The 18,045-nt window shown below is 72.7% G+C and carries 15 protein-coding genes; 1 reads left to right on the top strand and 14 read right to left on the bottom strand.

The window, feature by feature from the left end:
* Positions 1-14 precede the first annotated feature (14 nt).
* The 10 genes from ACPXBU_RS14855 to ACPXBU_RS14900 all read right to left on the bottom strand — a co-directional run bounded on the left by ACPXBU_RS14855 (position 15) and on the right by ACPXBU_RS14900 (position 11,549).
* Positions 15-1,082, bottom strand: coding sequence for an LLM class flavin-dependent oxidoreductase (locus tag ACPXBU_RS14855; protein WP_425758448.1), 1,068 nt, complete (start codon positions 1,080-1,082; stop codon positions 15-17).
* Positions 1,083-1,092: 10 nt separating this feature from the next.
* The gene (locus ACPXBU_RS14860) at positions 1,093-2,451 is read right to left on the bottom strand and encodes an NtaA/DmoA family FMN-dependent monooxygenase (RefSeq protein ID WP_425758449.1); all 1,359 of its coding nucleotides are present in this window, start codon (positions 2,449-2,451) and stop codon (positions 1,093-1,095) included.
* 16 nt (positions 2,452-2,467) lie between these two features.
* A complete protein-coding gene (locus ACPXBU_RS14865; RefSeq protein WP_425758450.1) occupies positions 2,468-3,676 on the bottom strand; it encodes an LLM class flavin-dependent oxidoreductase in 1,209 nt (402 codons plus the stop codon).
* A gap of 11 nt (positions 3,677-3,687) precedes the next feature.
* Positions 3,688-5,313: a dipeptide ABC transporter ATP-binding protein gene (locus ACPXBU_RS14870; protein ID WP_425758451.1), complete on the bottom strand. Its 1,626-nt coding sequence runs from the start codon at positions 5,311-5,313 to the stop codon at positions 3,688-3,690.
* Positions 5,313-6,203 carry an ABC transporter permease gene (locus ACPXBU_RS14875; RefSeq protein ID WP_425758452.1) on the bottom strand — a complete coding sequence of 297 codons (891 nt, stop codon included), beginning with the start codon at positions 6,201-6,203 and terminating at the stop codon, positions 5,313-5,315. Before ACPXBU_RS14875 ends, ACPXBU_RS14870 begins: the two co-directional genes overlap by 1 nt.
* Before the next feature lie 3 nt (positions 6,204-6,206).
* Complete coding sequence (locus ACPXBU_RS14880; RefSeq protein ID WP_425758453.1) at positions 6,207-7,142, bottom strand: ABC transporter permease; 936 nt, start codon at positions 7,140-7,142, stop codon at positions 6,207-6,209.
* 1 nt (position 7,143) lies between these two features.
* Positions 7,144-8,787: an ABC transporter substrate-binding protein gene (locus tag ACPXBU_RS14885; RefSeq protein WP_425758454.1), complete on the bottom strand. Its 1,644-nt coding sequence runs from the start codon at positions 8,785-8,787 to the stop codon at positions 7,144-7,146.
* A 395-nt stretch (positions 8,788-9,182) separates the two neighbouring features.
* Complete coding sequence (locus ACPXBU_RS14890) at positions 9,183-10,091, bottom strand: zinc-binding dehydrogenase (protein ID WP_425758455.1); 909 nt, start codon at positions 10,089-10,091, stop codon at positions 9,183-9,185.
* Positions 10,092-10,126: 35 nt separating this feature from the next.
* Positions 10,127-10,660 (bottom strand): flavin reductase family protein, encoded by a 534-nt coding sequence (locus ACPXBU_RS14895; protein WP_393361153.1) that lies wholly within the window; start codon positions 10,658-10,660, stop codon positions 10,127-10,129.
* Positions 10,661-10,694: 34 nt separating this feature from the next.
* Complete coding sequence (locus tag ACPXBU_RS14900; protein ID WP_425758456.1) at positions 10,695-11,549, bottom strand: DUF1684 domain-containing protein; 855 nt, start codon at positions 11,547-11,549, stop codon at positions 10,695-10,697.
* A 371-nt stretch (positions 11,550-11,920) separates the two neighbouring features.
* Here ACPXBU_RS14900 and ACPXBU_RS14905 point away from each other — a divergent pair, with 371 nt between their 5' ends.
* Entirely contained in the window at positions 11,921-12,718 is a 798-nt protein-coding gene (locus ACPXBU_RS14905; protein ID WP_393361159.1) for an SAM-dependent methyltransferase, read from the top strand.
* A gap of 55 nt (positions 12,719-12,773) precedes the next feature.
* On the opposite strand, the gene ACPXBU_RS14910 is transcribed toward ACPXBU_RS14905, so the two are convergent.
* The 4 genes from ACPXBU_RS14910 to ACPXBU_RS14925 all read right to left on the bottom strand — a co-directional run bounded on the left by ACPXBU_RS14910 (position 12,774) and on the right by ACPXBU_RS14925 (position 18,004).
* Entirely contained in the window at positions 12,774-13,595 is an 822-nt protein-coding gene (locus tag ACPXBU_RS14910; RefSeq protein ID WP_425758457.1) for a cellulose binding domain-containing protein, read from the bottom strand.
* Between the two features lie 228 nt (positions 13,596-13,823).
* Positions 13,824-15,215: a right-handed parallel beta-helix repeat-containing protein gene (locus tag ACPXBU_RS14915; protein ID WP_425758458.1), complete on the bottom strand. Its 1,392-nt coding sequence runs from the start codon at positions 15,213-15,215 to the stop codon at positions 13,824-13,826.
* Positions 15,216-15,401: 186 nt separating this feature from the next.
* Positions 15,402-16,313, bottom strand: coding sequence for a winged helix DNA-binding domain-containing protein (locus tag ACPXBU_RS14920; RefSeq protein ID WP_425758459.1), 912 nt, complete (start codon positions 16,311-16,313; stop codon positions 15,402-15,404).
* Positions 16,314-16,753: 440 nt separating this feature from the next.
* Positions 16,754-18,004: a DUF222 domain-containing protein gene (locus ACPXBU_RS14925; RefSeq protein ID WP_425758460.1), complete on the bottom strand. Its 1,251-nt coding sequence runs from the start codon at positions 18,002-18,004 to the stop codon at positions 16,754-16,756.
* Positions 18,005-18,045 lie beyond the last annotated feature (41 nt).

Consider the following 18,045-nt stretch of genomic DNA (forward strand, 5'->3'; position numbering starts at 1 on the left):
GTCCCCGTTTCTGGTCAGGCCGCCGCGGCGGCGGTCGCCGGCGGCGCGAAGGGGCGGCTGGGGATCTCCCGGCGCAGCACCGGGGCCACCTCGGCCTGGAAGAGTTCCAGGCTCTCCCGGTGCTGCTTGTCGGTCAGCCCGTCGTGGTCGGCCTGGAGGTGGATGACCTCGTGGCCGAACCGCTCGTGGTAGCGCAGCACCTTGTCCACGAGCTGTTGCGGGCTGCCGACCAGGATCGAGCTGCGCTCGATGGCGTCCTCCAGGGTCGCGAAGACCGGCTGGATGCCGAGCCGCCGGAACGCGACCAGCCGGGCGTCGAAGATCGGCCGGTACCGCTCGATGGCCTCCTGCGAGGTGCGGGCCACGTAGAAGCCGGCGGTGCCGGCACCGACGAGGGCGTCCGCCGGGTCGTGCCCGTAGTGGACCCACCGTTCGCGGTAGTAACTGATGAGGTCGGCGTACGGCTCGATGGGGTTCGTGACGTTGGCGGAGAAGATCGGGTCGCCGTACCGGGCGGCGAGGTCGACGGAGTCCCTGCTGGTGGCACTGCCGTGCCAGACCCGGATGGGCTGTTGCAGCGGGCGTGGCCAGGTCTCGGCCTCGGTGAGCGACGGCCGGTACGTCCCGGACCAGGTGACCGTGTCCTCCCGCCAGAGCCTGCGGAACAGCTCGTAGCCCTCCCGGTTGCGGTCCCACTGGTCCTCGGCGGTGACGTGGAACAGGTGCGCCTGCGCGGCGCCGTTGCCCTTGCCGATGATCAGTTCGAGTCGGCCGTCGGAGAGGTGATCCAGGGTGGCGTAGTCCTCGTAGGCGCGGACCGGGTCCAGCAGGCTGAGCGTGGTGACCGCGGTGAACAGCCGGATGGTGGAGGTGCGGGCCGCGATGTGGCTCAGCACCACGGGCGGCGACGACGAGATGAACGGGCGCTCGTGCCGTTCACCGACGCCGTACCCGTCGAACCCGAGTTCCTCGGCAAGGACTGCCGTGTCGACCACGTCCCGGAACCGGTCGGTGGTGCTCCTGCGCTGGCCGGTGACCGGGTCGGGCAGGTGGGTGATGAGCGTTATCAGCAGGAACTTCACGCGGCGACCATCACTTTCGGCTGGCGAGCGGGGCGACCGGACGGGCGGGGGCGAGACCGAGGTGGTCGCGCAGGGTGGTGCCGGTGTACTCGCTGCGGAAGACACCGCGTTCCTGCAACAGCGGCACGACCTGGTCGACGAACTCGTCGAGCCCACCGGGGGTCAGGTGCGGCACCAGGATGAACCCGTCGGCGGCGTCCGACTGCACGAAGTGGTTCATCCGCTCGGCGACCTGCCGCGCGGTGCCGACGAAGGACTGCCGGCCGGTGACCTCGATGATCAGATCGCGGATGCCGAGCCCCTTCTCCTCGGCCAGCGCCCGCCACCGCCGCGCGGTGTCGACCGGGTCGGGATACATGCCGGCGCGACCTCGGCTGATCGCGTCGCCGGAGACGTCCGGGTCCTCGGCGGGCAGTGGTCCCTCCGGGTCGTACCCGGACAGGTCCCGGTTCCACAGTTGTTCCAGCAGCAGGATCGCGGTCTGCGGGCTGACCTGCTGGCGGCGGATGTGGTGCGCGCGTTCCTGCGCCTCGGCGTCGGTGTCGCCGAGCACGAACGTGACACCCGGGATGACCAACAGGTCCTCGGGTCGGCGGCCGTAGCGGACCAGCCGGGACTTCACGTCCCGGTAGAAGTCCTGGCCGTCCTCCAGGGTGCCGTGCCGGGAGAAGATCGCGTCGGCGCTGGACGCCGCGAACTCGCGCCCGTCCGGCGAGTCGCCTGCCTGCAGGATCACCGGGTGCACCTGCGGACTGCGGGGCACCGTGAAGTGCCCCGCGATGTCGAACTGGTCGCCGTGGTGGGCGAAGCCGCCGGGGGCGGCCTCGGTGACGAAGCGGCCAGCGTCCCGGTCGCCCACGATCGCGTCCGCCGGCCACGACTCCCACAACTCCCGTGCCGTACGCACGAACTCGGCGGCCCGGTCGTAGCGCAGCGAGCGGTCCAGGTAGCCGCCCCGGCGGAAGTTCTCCCCGGTGAACGCGTCGGAGGTGGTGACGACGTTCCAGGCCGCCCGCCCACCGGAGAGGTGGTCGAGGCTGGCCAACTGCCGGGCCAACTCGTACGGCTCGCGGAACGTGGCGTTGAGCGTGCCGGCGAGACCCAGGTGTGTGGTGACCGCCGCGAGGGCGGCGAGCACTGTCAACGTGTCCGGGCGGCCGACGACGTCCAGGTCGTGGATGCGGCCCCGCTGCTCGCGTAGTCGCAGCCCCTCGGCGAGGAAGAAGAAGTCGAACTTGCCCCGTTCCGCGGTGCGGGCCAGGTGGACGAAGGAGGCGAAGTCGATCTGGCTGCCGGACGCCGGGTCGCGCCACACGGTGGTGTTGTTCACGCCGGGAAAGTGCGCGGCCAGGATGATCTGCTTGGGCATGACGGGTCTCCAGTGCTCAGGCGGTCGCCGCGACGGCGTACCGGCTGGCCGGTCGGGGCAGGCCGAGCAGGTCACGCAGCGATCCGGCCGGATAGTCGGCGCGGAACAGGCCGCGGTCCCGCAGCGCGGGCACCACCGCCCGGGTGACCGCGGTCAGGTCGTCGGGGAGCACGGCCGGTCGCAGCCGGAAACCGTCCACCCCAGCCCGGTGCCACTCGGCGAGCACATCGGCCAACTGCCCCGGCGTGCCGGCGAAGACCGCCGCGTCGGACGTGAACTCCGCGCCGTGCAGCTCGTCCAGGCGGGCCCCACGGTGTCGGGCCAGCGCCGACGTGTCGTCGATCAGCACGACCAGGTCGGCGAGGACGCGCAGTCGCCCGTCGCTCCGGCCGACGGTCTCCTCGGCCGCCCGCACCTCCGCCACGATCGCGGCGGCGTGCCCGGCATCGGTCGGGGTGACGAAGACGACGTCGGCGTGCCGGGCGGCGAACGCGTACGTCACCGCAGCGTGGGCCAGCGCGGCGACGACAGGTTGCCCCTGCGGTGACCGGGGCACGATGGAGGGGCCCCGGACCGAGAACCACGGGCCGGTGAAGTCGACGTAGTGCAGCCGCTCGCGGTCGACGAAGCGGCCGGTCGGCACGTCTCGAATCACGGCGTCGTCCTGCCAGCTGTCCCAGAGCCGGCGGACCACCTCCACCGCGTCGCCGGCCTCGGCGATGAGGTCACCGACGCGCCGGACGACCTCCGGTTCGTCGAGCCGGGCCGGGTCCAGCGGTGGGATGTCACGGCGACCGAAGTGCCCGGCCTCGGCCCTACGGGCGGAGATCCGGGGCCGCCAACCGGCCCGCCCGCCGCTGACGTGGTCGAGCGTGGCGATCGCCGTGGAGACGTGGAACGGCTCGGTGTGGGTGGTGCTTGTGGTCGGGACCAGCCCGATGTGCCGGGTCAGCGGGGCGAGCCGGGCGGCGACCTGCACCGCGTCGAGCCGTCCCCGGAGCTGGTCGGTGCGGTCGTCGGGGCCGTCCGGCCGGGACGTCTGGAGGTCGAGGCTGTCCTCGATGGTCAGCAGGTCGAGTGCGCCGTGTTCGGCCTCGCCCGCGAGGGCGTTCCAGTAGCGGGCGGTCAGTGGGGCTGTCGCGTCGGCGCGCGAGAGCCGCCACGCGGCGGGGTGCCAGCCGAGACCGTCGAGCGCCACGGCCAGGTGCAGGCTCTTGTCGGTCATGGTGTCTCCTCCTACGGTCGGCCGGCGGTGACCAGCGTGGGCAGCGCGTCCAGCAGGGACCTGGTGTAGTCGTGTCGGGGATAGCTGAAGACGTCGCCGACCGGGCCCTGTTCGACCACCGCGCCGTCGTGCATGACGAGCACCCGGTCGCTGAGGTGGTGCACCACGCCCAGGTCGTGGGAGATGAAGAGCAGGGCGGTGCCGTCGGTGGCACGGAGGTCGGCCAGCAGGTCGAGGACCTGCGCCTGCACGGAGACGTCGAGGGCGGAGACGGGCTCGTCGCAGACGATCACGCTGGGTCGGGGAGCGATCGCGCGGGCGATGGCGACCCGCTGCCGTTGGCCGCCGGAGAGGTGCCGGGGGTGCCTGTCGACCAGGTCCGCGCCGAGACCGACCCGGCGCAGCAGGTCGACGACGCGGTCGCGCCGGTCCGACCGGCTGACGTCGCCGTCGAGGTTCTCCGCGACGACCCGCCCGACGGTGTAGCGGGGGTCGAAGGAACTCAGCGGGTCCTGGGAGATGAGCTGCAACCGGCGTCGCAGCGGGCGGCGGGTCCGCTCCCGCACGCCGGTCCACGCGGCGCCCTCGAAGGTGACGGCGCCCGCGTCGGCGTCGAGCAGACCGGCGACGATCCGGGCGACGGTGCTCTTGCCGGAGCCGGATTCCCCGACCAGGCCGAGCGTCTCGCCCTGGGCGATGGTGAAGGAGACGTCCCGCACGACGGTCTGCTCGCCGTAGCTCTTGGTCAGCCCGGCCGCGTCGAGCACGGTGTCGTCGGCACGGACCTCGGGCCGGGCGGGCAGGGCCGCCCGTGCCTTCCCGGACCGGGACACCCCGAGCCGGCGTCCCCGCGACGTCGCCGAGGGCACCGCGTCCAGCAACTGCCGGGTGTACGGATGCGTGGGGGCCCGCAGCAGCGTGGCGGTGGGACCCTGCTCGACGATCCGACCGTCACGCAGCACCAGGACCCGGTCGGCGATCTGGGCGACCACCGCCAGGTCGTGGCTGATCAGCAGAAGACTCACCCCGGTGGCCCGCCGCTCGGCGAGCAGCCGCAGGATCTGCGCCTGCACGGTGACGTCCAGCGCGGTGGTGGGCTCGTCGGCGATGAGCAGGGCCGGTTCCCCGGCGATCGCCGAGGCGATGAGCGCCCGCTGCCGCAGCCCTCCGGAGAGCTGGTGCGGGTACTGGCGGGCGCGGCGCTCCGGCTCCGGTAGGTGGACCTGGTCGAGCAGGTGGCCGACCCGGCCGGCTCGTTCCCGGCGACCGACGATGCCGTGGGTGGTCAGCACCTCGCCGATCTCGGCGCCCACCGTTCGCAGCGGGTCGAGCGAGACCAGCGCGTCCTGCAGGACCAGCCCGGCGAGCCGGCCACGGACCCGCCGCCAGTCCCGTGGCCGGTGCCCCCGCACGTCCTGGTCGGCCAGTTCCAGCCGGGCCGCGCGGACCCGCGCGCCCGGCCCGGCGAGACCGACGAGGGTACGAGCGGTGACGCTCTTGCCGGAGCCGGACTCGCCGACGACCGCCACGCACTCGCCGCGCTCGACGGTGAAGCTGATCCCCCGCACCGCGGCCACCGGGCCGGTCGGGGTGTCGAAGTCGACGTGCAGGTCCTCGACCGTGACCAGGGCGGCCATCAGCGCCGCCGCCCGTCGAAGCGGGCCTGCCAGTGCCGGCCGACGACGGTCAGCGACACCACGGTGGCGGTGACCGCCAGGCCGGGCAGGATGCTGATCCACCAGGCCACCTGGAGGTAGTTGCGACCCTCGGAGAGCATCGCCCCCCACTCCGGTGACGGTGGCTGCGGGCCCATGCCGAGGAAACTGAGCCCGGCGGCGGCCAGGATGGCCTCGCCGAGCCCGATCACGGCGAGCACCGGCACCGGGCCGACCACGTTCGGCAGCACGTGCCGCACCACGAGTCGAGGCCGGGACTGGCCGAAGGTGACGGCCTGCTCGACGTAGCCGGAACGGCGCACGACAAGCGTCTGACCGCGGACCACCCGGGCGTGGTGCGGCAGGGTGGCGATGCCGATCGCCACGATCAGGCTGACGGTGCCGGGACCGGCGATGGCGATGAACAGCAGCGCCAGCAGCAGCATCGGGAACGCCGACAGCGCGTCGAGCGTGCGGCTGAGCGCCTCGTCGGCGACCCGGTGCGCCAGGCCGGCGAGCAGCCCGAGCAGCACGCCGCCGCTCACCGCGATCGCGGTGGCGGCCACCCCGATGGTGAGGGAGTGCCCGGCGCCGTGCAGCACCCGGGTCCAGACATCGCGGCCGAGGTGGTCGGTGCCGAACCAGTGCGCCGCGTCCGGCGGCGCGAGCACGGCCAACGGGTCGGCCGCGAGGGGGTCGCCGGGGGCGAGCACGGCGGGCCAGGCGGCGGCGACGACAAGCAGGAGCAGGTACGCCCCGGCGACGAGCGGGCCGGGTCGCGGCCGGGGCCGTCGGCGTACGGCCGGACGGGCGGGGTCGGCGACTGTCAGCGCCGAGGCGTCGGTGAGCGGTGGGCCCAGGGTGACGGTCATCGGTCAGCTCCTTCGCAGACGCGGGTCGACCAGCAGGTACGCCAGGTCGGCGGCGGTGTTGACCACCACGTAGACGGCGGCCGAGAGCGTGACGACGGCCAGCACCACGGGCATGTCCCCGCCGGTGACCGCGGTGAGGGTGACCTGGCCGAGGCCGGGCCGACCGAAGACCTGTTCGACGATCACGGTGCCGCCGAGCAGGATGCCGAAGAGCCAACCGGCCAGGGTGACGGCCGGCAGGAGCGCGTGCCGCAACGCGTGGCGCAGCAGCACGGTGCGCTCCCGTACGCCCCGGGACCGGGCGGTGAGCACGAACGGTTCGTCGAGAGCCCGGTCGATGCCGTCGCGCAGCACCTGGGCCAGCAGCCCGGCGATGGGCAGCGCGAGGGTGACGGCGGGTAGCACCAACGCGGCCATCCCCTGGTCGCCGGAGACCGGGAAGATCCCGAACCGGAACGACAGCACACTGAGCAGCAGGAGCCCGATCAGGAACGACGGGGTGGAGACCAGCAGCAGTTCGGTGCCGGAGCTGGCCCGGCGCAGCCACGGGCGCCGGTCCCCGGCGGTGGCCACCGCGATGAGCAGGGCGAGGAGCACCCCGAGACCGGCGGCGGCGACCGCGAGGGTGAGGGTGGGGGCGACCTGCTCGCCGATGACCTCGGCGACGGGGCGTTGCAGCAGGTACGAGCGTCCGAGGTCGCCGCCGACGAGCCTCCGGAGGTAGTCGAGGTACTGCACGACGGCCGGCCGTTCCAGACCCCACTCGGCGATGATCTCGGCACGGATCTGCGGGGTGTCGGCTCCGTCGCCGACGATGTTGTCCACGGTGTCACCGGGGGCGGCCAGCAGCGCCAGGTAGGCGGCGGTGGCCGCGACCCAGAGCACGATCAGGCCGGCACCGAGCCGGCGGGCCACGGCACGTACGGGTGGGCTGCTCATCTCATTTCCCGATCCACAGGTCGTAGGCGCTCGCGGGAACCCCGGCGGTGGGCTCGAAGCGCACCCCGCCGACTCCGGTGCTGGCGGCGATCTGGTCGGCCGGCGCGTACAGCGGCAGCGCCAGCGCCTGCTCGGCGACGACCTGCTGTTGCACGTCGGCGTAGATGCCGGCGCGCTTCGTCGGGTCGGCGGCGGCCTGGCCGGCTTCCAGGAGCCTGTCGATGCGCGGGTCGTTGACCTGGGTGCGGTTGATGCCGCCCAACGAGTGCAGCAGCAGGTTGAGGGCGGCACCGGCGTCGGTGTCGGCGCGGGAGTTGTCGAAGACCTCGTACTCGTTGCGCTGGAACGCCTCCGTGGCGGTGCCCTGGTCGACAAGCGACACCTTGAGGTCGATGCCGGCGCTCTGCTTCACCGCGGCCTGCACGGCCTGGGCGAGGACGTCGCGGCGGTCCCGGACGAAGGGTGCGGACTGCACGAGGCGTACGGTGAGCCGCTTGCCAGCCTTGACCCGGTAGCCGTCGGCGTCCCGGGCCGCCCAACCGGCCTGGTCGAGCAGGGTGTTGGCCTTGGCGCTGTCACCGCCGTAGCCGCCTTCGAGGCGCTTGTCGTAGAGCGGGCTGGACGGGCTGATCACGCTCCAGGCCCGGGTGGCGGTGTCGCGGTAGACCGACCTCAACACGGTGTCGACGTCGACGGCCTCCCGGAACGCCTGCCTGACCCGCAGGTCGTCGAAGGGCGCGTGCGAGGTGTTGAAGTAGTAGGAGTACGCGGAACCGGAGTTCAGCTCGCGGGTCAGGCGCAGCGCCCGGTTGCCGGTGACCAGCGGCTGGTCGGTGGCCGGCACCCCCTCGATGAGCTGCACCTGGTTGGACGTGAGGGCCCCGACGCGCACCGCCGACTCCTTGAGGAACCGGTAGGTGATCCCGTCGAGGTGGGCCGGACCGGTGTGTGTGGCGGTGGGCGGCGCCCAGTCGTAGCCGGGGTTGCGCCGGTAGCGCAGCTCCTGACCGGGGACGTAGCGGTCCAGTACGAACGGCCCGGTGCCGACCACGTCGGTGCCACCGGCCTTGAGGTTCTTCGCCTGCCGCAGCGACGTCGGGGAGACCTGCGCGCCCTGCGGGGAGGCCAGGAAGTCGAGGATCAGCACGTCCGGCGCGCTGAGGACGAGTCGTACGGTGCGTGGGTCGACGGTCTCGACGGCCCTGAGGTTGCGCAGTTGGACGGCGGCGACGCCCGGGGCGTACCCGGGTTCCCGGAGTTTGTCGATGTTGGCCTTGACGGCCGCCGAGTCGAAGGGGGTGCCGTCGGTGAAGGTGACCCGGTCGCGCAGCGTCAGGGTGTAGGACAGCCCGTCCGGTGCGACAGTCCAGCCGGTCGCCAGCCAGGGCACGAGCTTGCCCTGCTGGTCGTAGGTGAGCAGGGACTCGAAGGTGTTCCAGACCAGCAGGCGGGCCTTGGCCTGGGCGTACTGGTGCGGGTTGAGGGTGACCGGCTCGGTCTCCACGGCCCAGGTGAGGGTGCCGCCGGAGCGGGGCTGGCCGGCCGCCTCGGCGGCGGGGGTGGAGCCGGTGGAGCAGCCGGCGACGACGGCGAGCAGTGCGGCGAGCGAGGCGGCGGCCAGGGTACGCAGACGGTACGCGGGCATGCGGAGATCTCCTGTCCAGGCAGGCGGAAGCGGGGTGCCGACAACGGGCCCGACGCGTGGGCGTGGGCCGGTGGCGGTGTCGGTGCGGTGGTGGCGCGGCGGTGCGCCCCACCCCGGCGGGCCGGTGTGGCGGGCCGGGTCACGGACGAGGTGCCGGGTCAGGCCAGACAGGAACTCGACCACACCCGACCGAAGTCGATGTGGCCGCGGATCGTCAGCCGCAGCTCGCTGGACATGAGCCGAGTCCACCTTCAGGGCGGTGGTGGTGTCAACGAATCCGTCGCCGGATGTCGGCTATCGCACGTGTGGACGTCGATCCGTTGACGCATACCCTACTAAGGCTATAGGGTTTGCAGGGATTTTGCCTGACCGAGGAGTCAGCCGGCCACTCCGGCTCAGTCCAGGTCGAGCAGGATCTTCCCGGCCACCCGACGCTCCCGCAGCGCGTCGGCCGCCTCCCCGAGGCGCTGCCACGAGCCGCGCCACCCGATCGGCGCGCGCAGGGCTCCCCGCGCCACCAGGTCCGCGAGCAGACCGAGATCCGACCCCGGGGCGCTGGCGTCGCCGAAGGACCGCAGTGTCCGTGCCGCGCCCGGCGTGAACGTGGAGTTCACCGGAAGGACGGCCGGCTCGCCGGAGGCCCAGCCGATGCTGTGCAGCACCCCACCCGGGGCCAGCAGGCCCCAGGCGGCCACCAGGTGGGCGCCACCGACGGTCTCCAGCACCACGTCGACCGGGTCGGTGACCGCGTCGAGGCCAACCACGACCTCGTCGGCCCCGAGGTCTGCCAGCCCCGCGCCACGAGCCGGCGAGCCGACCACCGCGACCACGTACGCGCCGCCGTGCCTGGCGAGTTGGACGGCGACCCGACCCACTCCCCCGGACGCACCGGTGATGAGCACCTTGCGGCCGAGCAGCGGCCCCGACGTCCGCAGTGTGCGCAGGGCGGTGAGGCCGACGGTGGGCAGCACGGCCAACTCCGCCAGGTCGGCCGCGGCGGGCACCACCGCCACACTGTCCACGTCGAACACCGCCAGGCGGGCCCAGGCCCCCGGCCCGAAGGCGACCACCCGGTCCCCCTCGCGGGGCCCGGGCCCGTCGATGCCGCCCCGCACCACGTGTCCCGCGGCGTCGTGCCCGAGCACGGCCCCGGCCGGCCAGACGTCGAGGTGACGGATCTCGCCGGCGTTGACGCCGACGTGACGCACCTCGACGAGCACCTGCCCCGGCCCAGGAGTGGGATCGGGCAGGTCCGTCACCCGGAACCCCGCGCGGGTGTCCGGAGCGGCGACGATCGCGCGCACGGCATCCTCCTTCGTGTGGATTGGCGTACGCCCACTCAGGCGGCGGGACGGCGGGACAGCCCGGGCTGGTCGCCGGCCAGTCCGGCGTAGCGCCCCCGGTGGTACAGCAGCGGCGAGCCGACGTCGGCGTGCCGGAGCACCTCCGGCTCGGCCAGCACGACGGCGTGATCGCCGACGGTCACCCGCTCGACGACCCGGCAGAGCAGCCAGGCCAGGGTGTCGTCCAGGATCGGCACCTCCTCCGGGCCGCTCCGCCAGCGGGTGGGAGCGGCGAACCTGTCGATGCCGCTCGTCGCGAAGGTCCGGGCCAGCTCCTGCTGGTGGTGGGCGAGCAGATGAACGGCCACGTGCCGGGCACGGGCCACCGCGGGCCAGCTCGACGACCCGAGGTTCAGGCAGAAGGAGACGATCGGTGGCGCCAGCGACACCGAGGTGAACGAGGTGGCGGTGAAGCCGACCGCGGGCGAGCCGGGAGCGGTGACCACCGTGACGGTGCTGGCCTGGTGGCGCAGCAACGTCCGCAGCGCGTCGCTGTCGGCGTCGATCGGGGTGTCCGTGGACTGGGTCATGACGATCCTCCCGAGGGGTGGGGTGCGCAGAGGGCTACGAGCGGGCGGCGGAATCGGCCGACAGCCGCTCGTACGGGGTCTTCTCGCCGGCCTCGACGGCGATCGGCAGCCGGTTCTCCGCCGGGGGCAGCGGGCAGGTCGCGAAGTCGGTGTACGCGCACGGCAGATTCGTGGCCCGGTTGAAGTCGAGCGTCACCCGACCCCGCTCGTCCGGAGCGGCGACGGCCAGGGACCGGTTGGCCGGATAGGTCGTGACGCCGGAGGTGGCGTCGGTGAACAGCACCGACAGGCTCCCGGGGGCGACGCCGTTGAACGCGGTCAGGCGCAGCGGCACTCCGTCGACGGCGAACTCGATCTGACCGGGTGCGTCGTAGACGTGCGCGAGCCCCTCCACGGCCGCGCCGACGGTGGTGGGGCGCGGGCTGTCGAAGGGTACGAAGCGCCCGCTCACGACCCACCGGTGATCGGCCGGATAGCTGGAGGTGCCCCGGTAGCCGACGCGCAGCGGATGGTCCGGCCGCCGGGGACGGAGAATGTCGTGCCCACCTCGGCGGGCCACCTCCAGCACCCCGGCGTCGAGACCGACGGTGACGCCGGCACGCTCGGCGATCGGCCCGAACTCATGCCGGCCCCGACCCTGCCGGCCGTCGACGACGAGCAACTCGTCCTCGCCGAGAGCCACCACCGGGCCGTCGTCGCCGGTGTGCCACTCCCCCGGCACGTCGGGGAACCGCTGCGGCACCGAGGTCAGCCAGTGCAGACCGGTGACGGCGAGGAAGCCGTGCGGGTCGGCCCGAACCTCCTCGTGGCGTCGGTGCCACTCCCGCCAGGCCGCCTGGAAGTCGAGCCGGGGGTCCACGACGGGCGGCAGGACGGCCTCGTTGGTCATGACAGGGTCCTCCTCGACGAGATGCACCGCCACACGTGCGGGATGCGGGGATGACGGGCGCGACCCTGCGCCGGCGACGACAAGAGGGGGCCGGCGAGGGCTGGGCAGCCCGTTCAGGCCGGGATGGGCGCGCCGGGACAGAGCTGTGCGGCGACCCGCATCAGGTCGACGACCCGGCGGGAGGTGAACAACCGAACCAGCGGCATGCCATCGAGTTTCCTACCAATGCAGTAGGAATTCAAGTCCCCGGGTCGAACGAGACATCGTTGGTCCATCCGGTCCGACGTCGACTGTGGACGTCGGCGGAGTACGATCCCGCTGCGCACCGCGGTGGTGATCTTCCGCCGACGACCCCTCGATAGGAGGCTGGCATGGCCGGTCCGGACGCCGAACTCGCCGCGAAACTCGAGCCCGACGTGCCGCACGCGGCGCGGATCTGGAACTACTGGATGGGCGGCAAGGACAACTTCCAGTCCGACCGGGCGGCCGGCGACGCCGTCGCCGAGGTCTACCCGGAGATCGTCCTCATGGCGCAGCAGTCGCGCGTGTTCCTGGTGCGGGCGGTGCGTCACCTCGCGGCCGAGGCGGGCATCCGGCAGTTCCTGGACATCGGCACCGGCCTGCCCACCATGCAGAACACGCACGCGGTCGCGCAGGGCGTCGCGCCCGAGTCGCGGATCGTCTACGTGGACAACGACCCGATGGTGCTGGTGCACGCGCGGGCACTGCTGGCCAGCACGACCTCGGAGGGTGTCACCACCTACGTCCCGGCCGACTACCACGACCCGGAGAAGATCCTCGCCGAGGCGGCGCAGACGCTCGACTTCGACAAGCCGATCGCCGTCATGTACATGGGTGTGCTCGGCTACGAGCCGGACCTGGACGTGGTGCGTTCCATCGTCGGGCGGACGATGGACGCGGTGCCCTCCGGCTCGCACCTGGTGCTGTGGGACGGCACCAACACCAGCCCGGCGGTGGTCTCCGGCGCGGAACGACTGGCGCAGAGCGGCGGGGTCCCGTACATCCTGCGCAGCCCGGAGGAACTCGCGAGTTGCTTCGACGGGCTGACGATCGTGGAGCCGGGCCTGGTGCCGATCCCCCTGTGGCGACCGGAAGATCCCGACGCGGTCGGGATCGACGCCTACGGCGCGGTGGCCCGCAAGCCCTGACCAGCCTGACGCCGCCCCGCCGCCGCCGTGGGTGCGGCAGCGGGGCGGACGTCACTCACCCGTCACACGTCAGCGTCAACCCGTCGGGCACCACGCTCGTCGACACGAGCAGGCCGAACCTCGCCACACCACCCGGCGCCAGCGTCCCGTTGAACGTGGCGTTGCGGACCGTGATGTCGGCGCCGACCGTCTCCAGCACCCCACCCCAGACGTGCTCGGCCCGCTCGTCGCCGGACCACCGCCAGGAGACACGCCACCGGTCCAGCGGCTGGCTGCCGGTGTTCTCCACGGTGGCCGTGACGAGGAAACCGCTGCCCCATTTGGCGTCGATCGAGGCCGTCGCACGGCACGACGTCAGCGGGGCGGTCCGGGCCGACCAGATGATGAACGGATCCCGCTTGCCGTCGGGAGCGGTGAACCGGTACCAGTACTCGGTGTTGGGCGTCAGCCCGTCGATCGTCACCGCGCCGAAGCGCTCCGGCCCGGACACGGCCGTCGCCACCGGCGCCCGCCACTGCTGGGCGTCCTCGCGACTGGCGAAGAGGCTGACGGTCAGCGGCGGGTCGTAGCCGCAGGGCGGCCGGAAGAATATCGAGTACGAGATGGTCACGCTCGTGGTGGTGACGGCGGTGACGCTGGCGCCGATCGGCAGGGCCGGCGGGCAGGCGAGCGTGGGCGTGGCTATCGGAGTGGGCGTGGGTGCGGCAGTGGGTGTGGGTGCCGCGGTGGGTGTGGGCGTGCGTATCGGAGTGGGCGTGGGTACCGCGGTGGGTAGCGCCGTGGCCGACGGTGTCGGTGCTGGCGTCGCCTCGGCGACGGCGGTCCCGGCCCAGGCGGCCAGCGCCATGGTCGTGACGGCGAGGAACGTGCGAAGCATCGGTGCCTCCGTGGTTTGGCAGGCACCGAGGACCGAGGTGGTGGCCGGTGCCGCGCTCGGGTGTCCGGTCACCGACGAGGACTGCCCGGCACGGGTGACGTGACCACCGCGTGCGCCCCGTGGACCGGAGAAGGTGTGGTGCGCGCTGGCTCCCGAGCACGACCGAACCCCAGCATGGCAGTCGACGAGCATCGATACAAGCGCGCACCGTCACGTCGGGCTACGGCATCAGGTGATCGAGTTGTAGACCGGGACCCAGCCCAGGCTCTGACCGGTGGAGGAGAACACCTCGATCTTGCGAACCACCGCACCCGGCGTGGTGGCGGCGACGCTGTTGCCGACTCCGATCCCGCCGACGGCGATGAGCTTGCCGTCGGTGCGGATCTGCCCGGCGCCACTTCGCCGGATGATCACCGTGTCCGCCGGCGCCTGGTAGGGAACGGCCGCTTCCACGGCGTTCCACGCCAGCGTGACGTCGACCGAGGCGGTGTCCACGAAGACGGCGGGATGCGAGGGGTGCGCCTGACGCAGGTGGTTGCCCACCACGACGGCCTTCGTGGAGCCCTGGTGCACGGCGACGCAGCTGACGGCCCGGCTCGCGTTCGGATTCTCCACCCGGTTGCCGACCACCGTGACGTCCCGGGCGGACAGGACGTTGATGTGGCCGACACAGTTGGTCGCCACGTTGCCGGTGATGGAGACACCCACGGCCTGCCCGGACCGGGGCAGGGAACCACGGGCGCTGCCGTCGACCTCGATGCCGCGCAGTTGGCAGCCCGACACGGTGTTGTCGGCGACCACCAGGTTCGTCACCTGCTGCGTGTAGACGCCGGCCTGGCCACACTCGGTGATGGTGTTACCGGAGATGACGGTGCGGTCGGCGCCGAACCAGACGTTGATGCCGTCGTAGTACTTGGACTCGGCCCGCCAGACGCCGCCCCAGTCCTCGGCTTCCTGCGACGACAGCCAGTCCATCGCCACGTGGTTGTTGGTGATCCGCACGTCGTGGCCGTTGCTGGCGATGCCGAACCGGACGTCCTCGGTGGTGCAGTTCGTGATGAGGATGTCGTTGGACGTGCCGGGGGTGTTGTCCCACACGCTGATGCCGGTGTGGCGGAACCCGCGGGACACCACCCCGTCGACGACGATGCCGGTCGACGCCGTGATGATCAGGCCGCTGTACCAGTACGCGGCGGTGTTGTCGACGAGGTTGAGCCCGAGCACCTTCAGCCGGTGGCAGTCCTGGATCTGGAGCACACCGCGGACCTGATCCTTCACCGTCACCGGGCTGGCGCCGACAAGCGCCAACGTCGCCCCGTGACCCCGCAGCGCGGTGTCGGTCAGTCCCGAGAGTGTCACCCGGTTGCTGACCCGGTACGTCCGGCCGGCCGGGAACAGCACACCCAGGTTCGGAGTGGCCGCCCGCGCGGTGTTGAACGCCGCCTGGATCGCCGCGGTGTCGTCGGTGACCCCGTCGCCGACCGCTCCGTGCGTCAGCACCGAGACCCAGCCGTCGTCGGTGGCGGGCAGCACGGCCGCAGCCGGCTCGGCCGCCAGAGCGGCTCCGCCCGCCAGCGCCGTCGCGGCCAGGCCAGCGCGTAGAGCCGCGCGTCGTCCCATCGATGTCATGTGATCGCCTCCCGTGAAACGTGCCCAATCACCATCGCCGCGCACCCTATCCGTCCCGCCTCGGCCGTAGGGGCACGCTTTCGCCCCGCCCGTCGGGACCAGGGGTGGGGCGAACCCGTGCTCCGCCGACCGTCGCCTGATCTCTTCGTCTACCCGGGGTCGGACCGTCGTGGTCCGTCACCGCGTCGACGAACCGACCCGTACCCGGTCGCTCTCGTTGTCCGAGAGGAAGGACGCCAGGGCCTGCCCCTGCTCGGTCACGGCGGCCCGTTCCGCTGGGGAGAAGCCGCGTAGTGGGCTGACGGTTACCGTGCCCGAATCGACGCTCCAGGTCGCCGCGACCCGCCCGTCGACGAGCACCACACGCTCGCCGGCCACCGAGAGGCCACGGTGGGCGTCGTCGATGATGCGGCTGCGGTCGTCGTAGCCGAGGATCGCGTTGTCGAACGCCGGGAGGAACCGCACCGGGGCGGGTGTCTGCGGGTCCGGGCGCGGCGCGTCGGGAAGGTCGATCAGCTTGCGGCCTCGTTCGTCGCGGAAGGTCACCAGCTCGTCCCGCATCGCGGTCACCGCGGCCGGCAGCCCGGCAAGGCCGCACCACGCCCGCAGGTCGGCCGTGGCCGCCGGGCCGAACGCGGCCAGATAGCGGCGTACGAACAGCCGCCCGACCGGATCGGCGCCCACCGCGGTCGGCGGGGCGATCTCCCGGCCGAGCGACGCGATCTCCCGGCCGAGCCACGTGGAGAGCAGGACGTAGCGCGCGCCTCCCTTCGCCCGCCACACCCCGCGCGGCGGCACCTGTGTCATCGGGAGCAGCGCGACCGCCATCTCGCCCAGCACCCGCGGCTCCGGCGTCGGCCAGCGCTCGCCGAGCGCCCGCCCGATCTCGGGCATCGAGCGGGGCTCACCGTCGGCCACCACCGCCCGCGCGGCAGCGGCGAGATCGTCGAGGTCCACCCCGTCGAGCTCGCCGCGGTAGACCCCGAGCACACGTTGGCGCAGCATGGCGTCGTGACGGGGGCGCCAGGCCACGGCGTCGTCGGCGACGAGCAGGTGGACGGTGCGACGCATGAGGTGGGTACGCACCACGTGTCGGACCGGTGGTGACAGTTTCGGGCGAGGGCGGATCGCCCCTCTCCGGGCAGGACCCGAACGCGCCCCGTCCGGCGGTCACGGTGGGAAGTTCGCCGGGCCTGGTCACAGTGAAGGCGGCCCGAGCTTGATCGCAGCGAGGGCGGGCCGAGCCTGACGTCAGTGAGGCGGGCCGAGCCTGACGTCAGTGAGGCGGGCCGAGCCTGACGTCAGTGAGGCGGGCCGAGCCTGACGTCAGTGAGGCGGGCCGAGCCCTGGTCGCGGAGGAGCCGGCCGAGGCTGATCGCGGTGGTGGCGGGCCGGGCTTGGTGGCGTGGGAGTAGGCCGCTGTCCTGGGCTTCGGGTCGTGTGTGTGCACCAGGAAGCCGAGCGGATCTGGCCTCTGATGCCGGCGGATCTGGCTTCGGGGTGCGCGGGTTGGCGGCGGTTGGCTGTGCTCAGGTTCGGTGGTGGTAGTGGTTGCGGCGGGGGATCTGGTTGGGGTCGAGCCAGGCGGGTGGGATGAATTCGGGGTGGCCGTCGCCTGCCAACCGCACTGTCCAGTCGTTGTGATGGAGGTGTCGGTGGTGGTGGCCGCAGAGCAGGACGGCGTTGGTGAGGGTGGTGGTGCCTCCGTCGGCCCAGTGGTGGATGTGGTGGGCGTCGCACCAGCGTGGTGGGCGGTCGCAGCCGGGGAAGGCGCAGCCGCGGTCGCGTAGGACGAGGGCGCGTCGCAGGGGGCCGGTGATGAGGCGGCGTTGCCGGCCGACGTCGAGGACCTGGCCGGTGCCGCCGAGGACGGCCGGGAGGATCGTGGCGTCGCAGGCGAGTCGGCGCACCGTTTCCGCGGTGAGGTGGAAGCCGGTGTCCAGGGTGCCTGCGTCGAGCTGGCGGGCGAGTGCGTCGAAGCTGGTGGTGACGACGATTTGTGCGGGGTCGCCGCCGTGTTCGGGTAGGTCGGTGGTGCGCAGGGTGAGTCGGCAGAGGTCGGCGAGGGCGTCGTGGCGGCGCTGCCCGGGGGTGCGTGGGTCGTCGGGGCCGTTGGGTGCGGTCAGTGGGTCGATGGCGGCGCGGAGCAGGCCGGCGGTTTCGCTGTCGAGGACGCCGGTGAGTCGCAGGCGGCCGTCGCTCAGCGTGGAGAGGGTGAGGTGGCGGTCGCGGCTGGCTCGGCGGGCTTCGGCTTCCAGGGCGGCGTGGGCGGCGGCGTCGGCGATGTCGGGGGCGACGTGGTCGAGGATGCGGGTGCCGAGTTTGCGCAGGAGGGTGGGGTCGAACTGGCCGGACCAGTCGGTGAGCACACCGACGGCCTTGTCGGCCGCCTGCGCGCCGGCGGTCGTGTGCACGGTGGCGACGGTGTCGGCGATGACCCGGGCCTGGTCGACGGTGATGTCCCCGTTGGCCAGGGCGGCACGTACTCCGGGGTTGCCGGTGTCCAGGGCGGCGGCGAGGTCGACGAGCCGGCGGGCGGCCGGGACGGTGAGGCGGAGTCGCTCACGCAGCCAGACCGCTGTGCTGGAGGCGCCCTGCGCGCGGGCGGTGCCCCGACCGTCGATCTCGCGGACCAGGGCGAGCGTGACTGCGGCGAGCCGCTGCTCCAGGCGGTGCGCGGCGTCGAGGGCGGCGACCAGCTCATCCTCGGTGAGGGCCCAGGCGGCGTCGTCGACGCAGGCGGCGACCGCCTCGTCTGCCTGCGCCAACTCCTCGACCATGACCAAACACTAGAACAGGTGTACGACAATTTTCGGTGGTC

It is taken from the genome of Micromonospora sp. DT231 (assembly GCF_049847025.1).
Lineage (GTDB): Bacteria > Actinomycetota > Actinomycetes > Mycobacteriales > Micromonosporaceae > Micromonospora.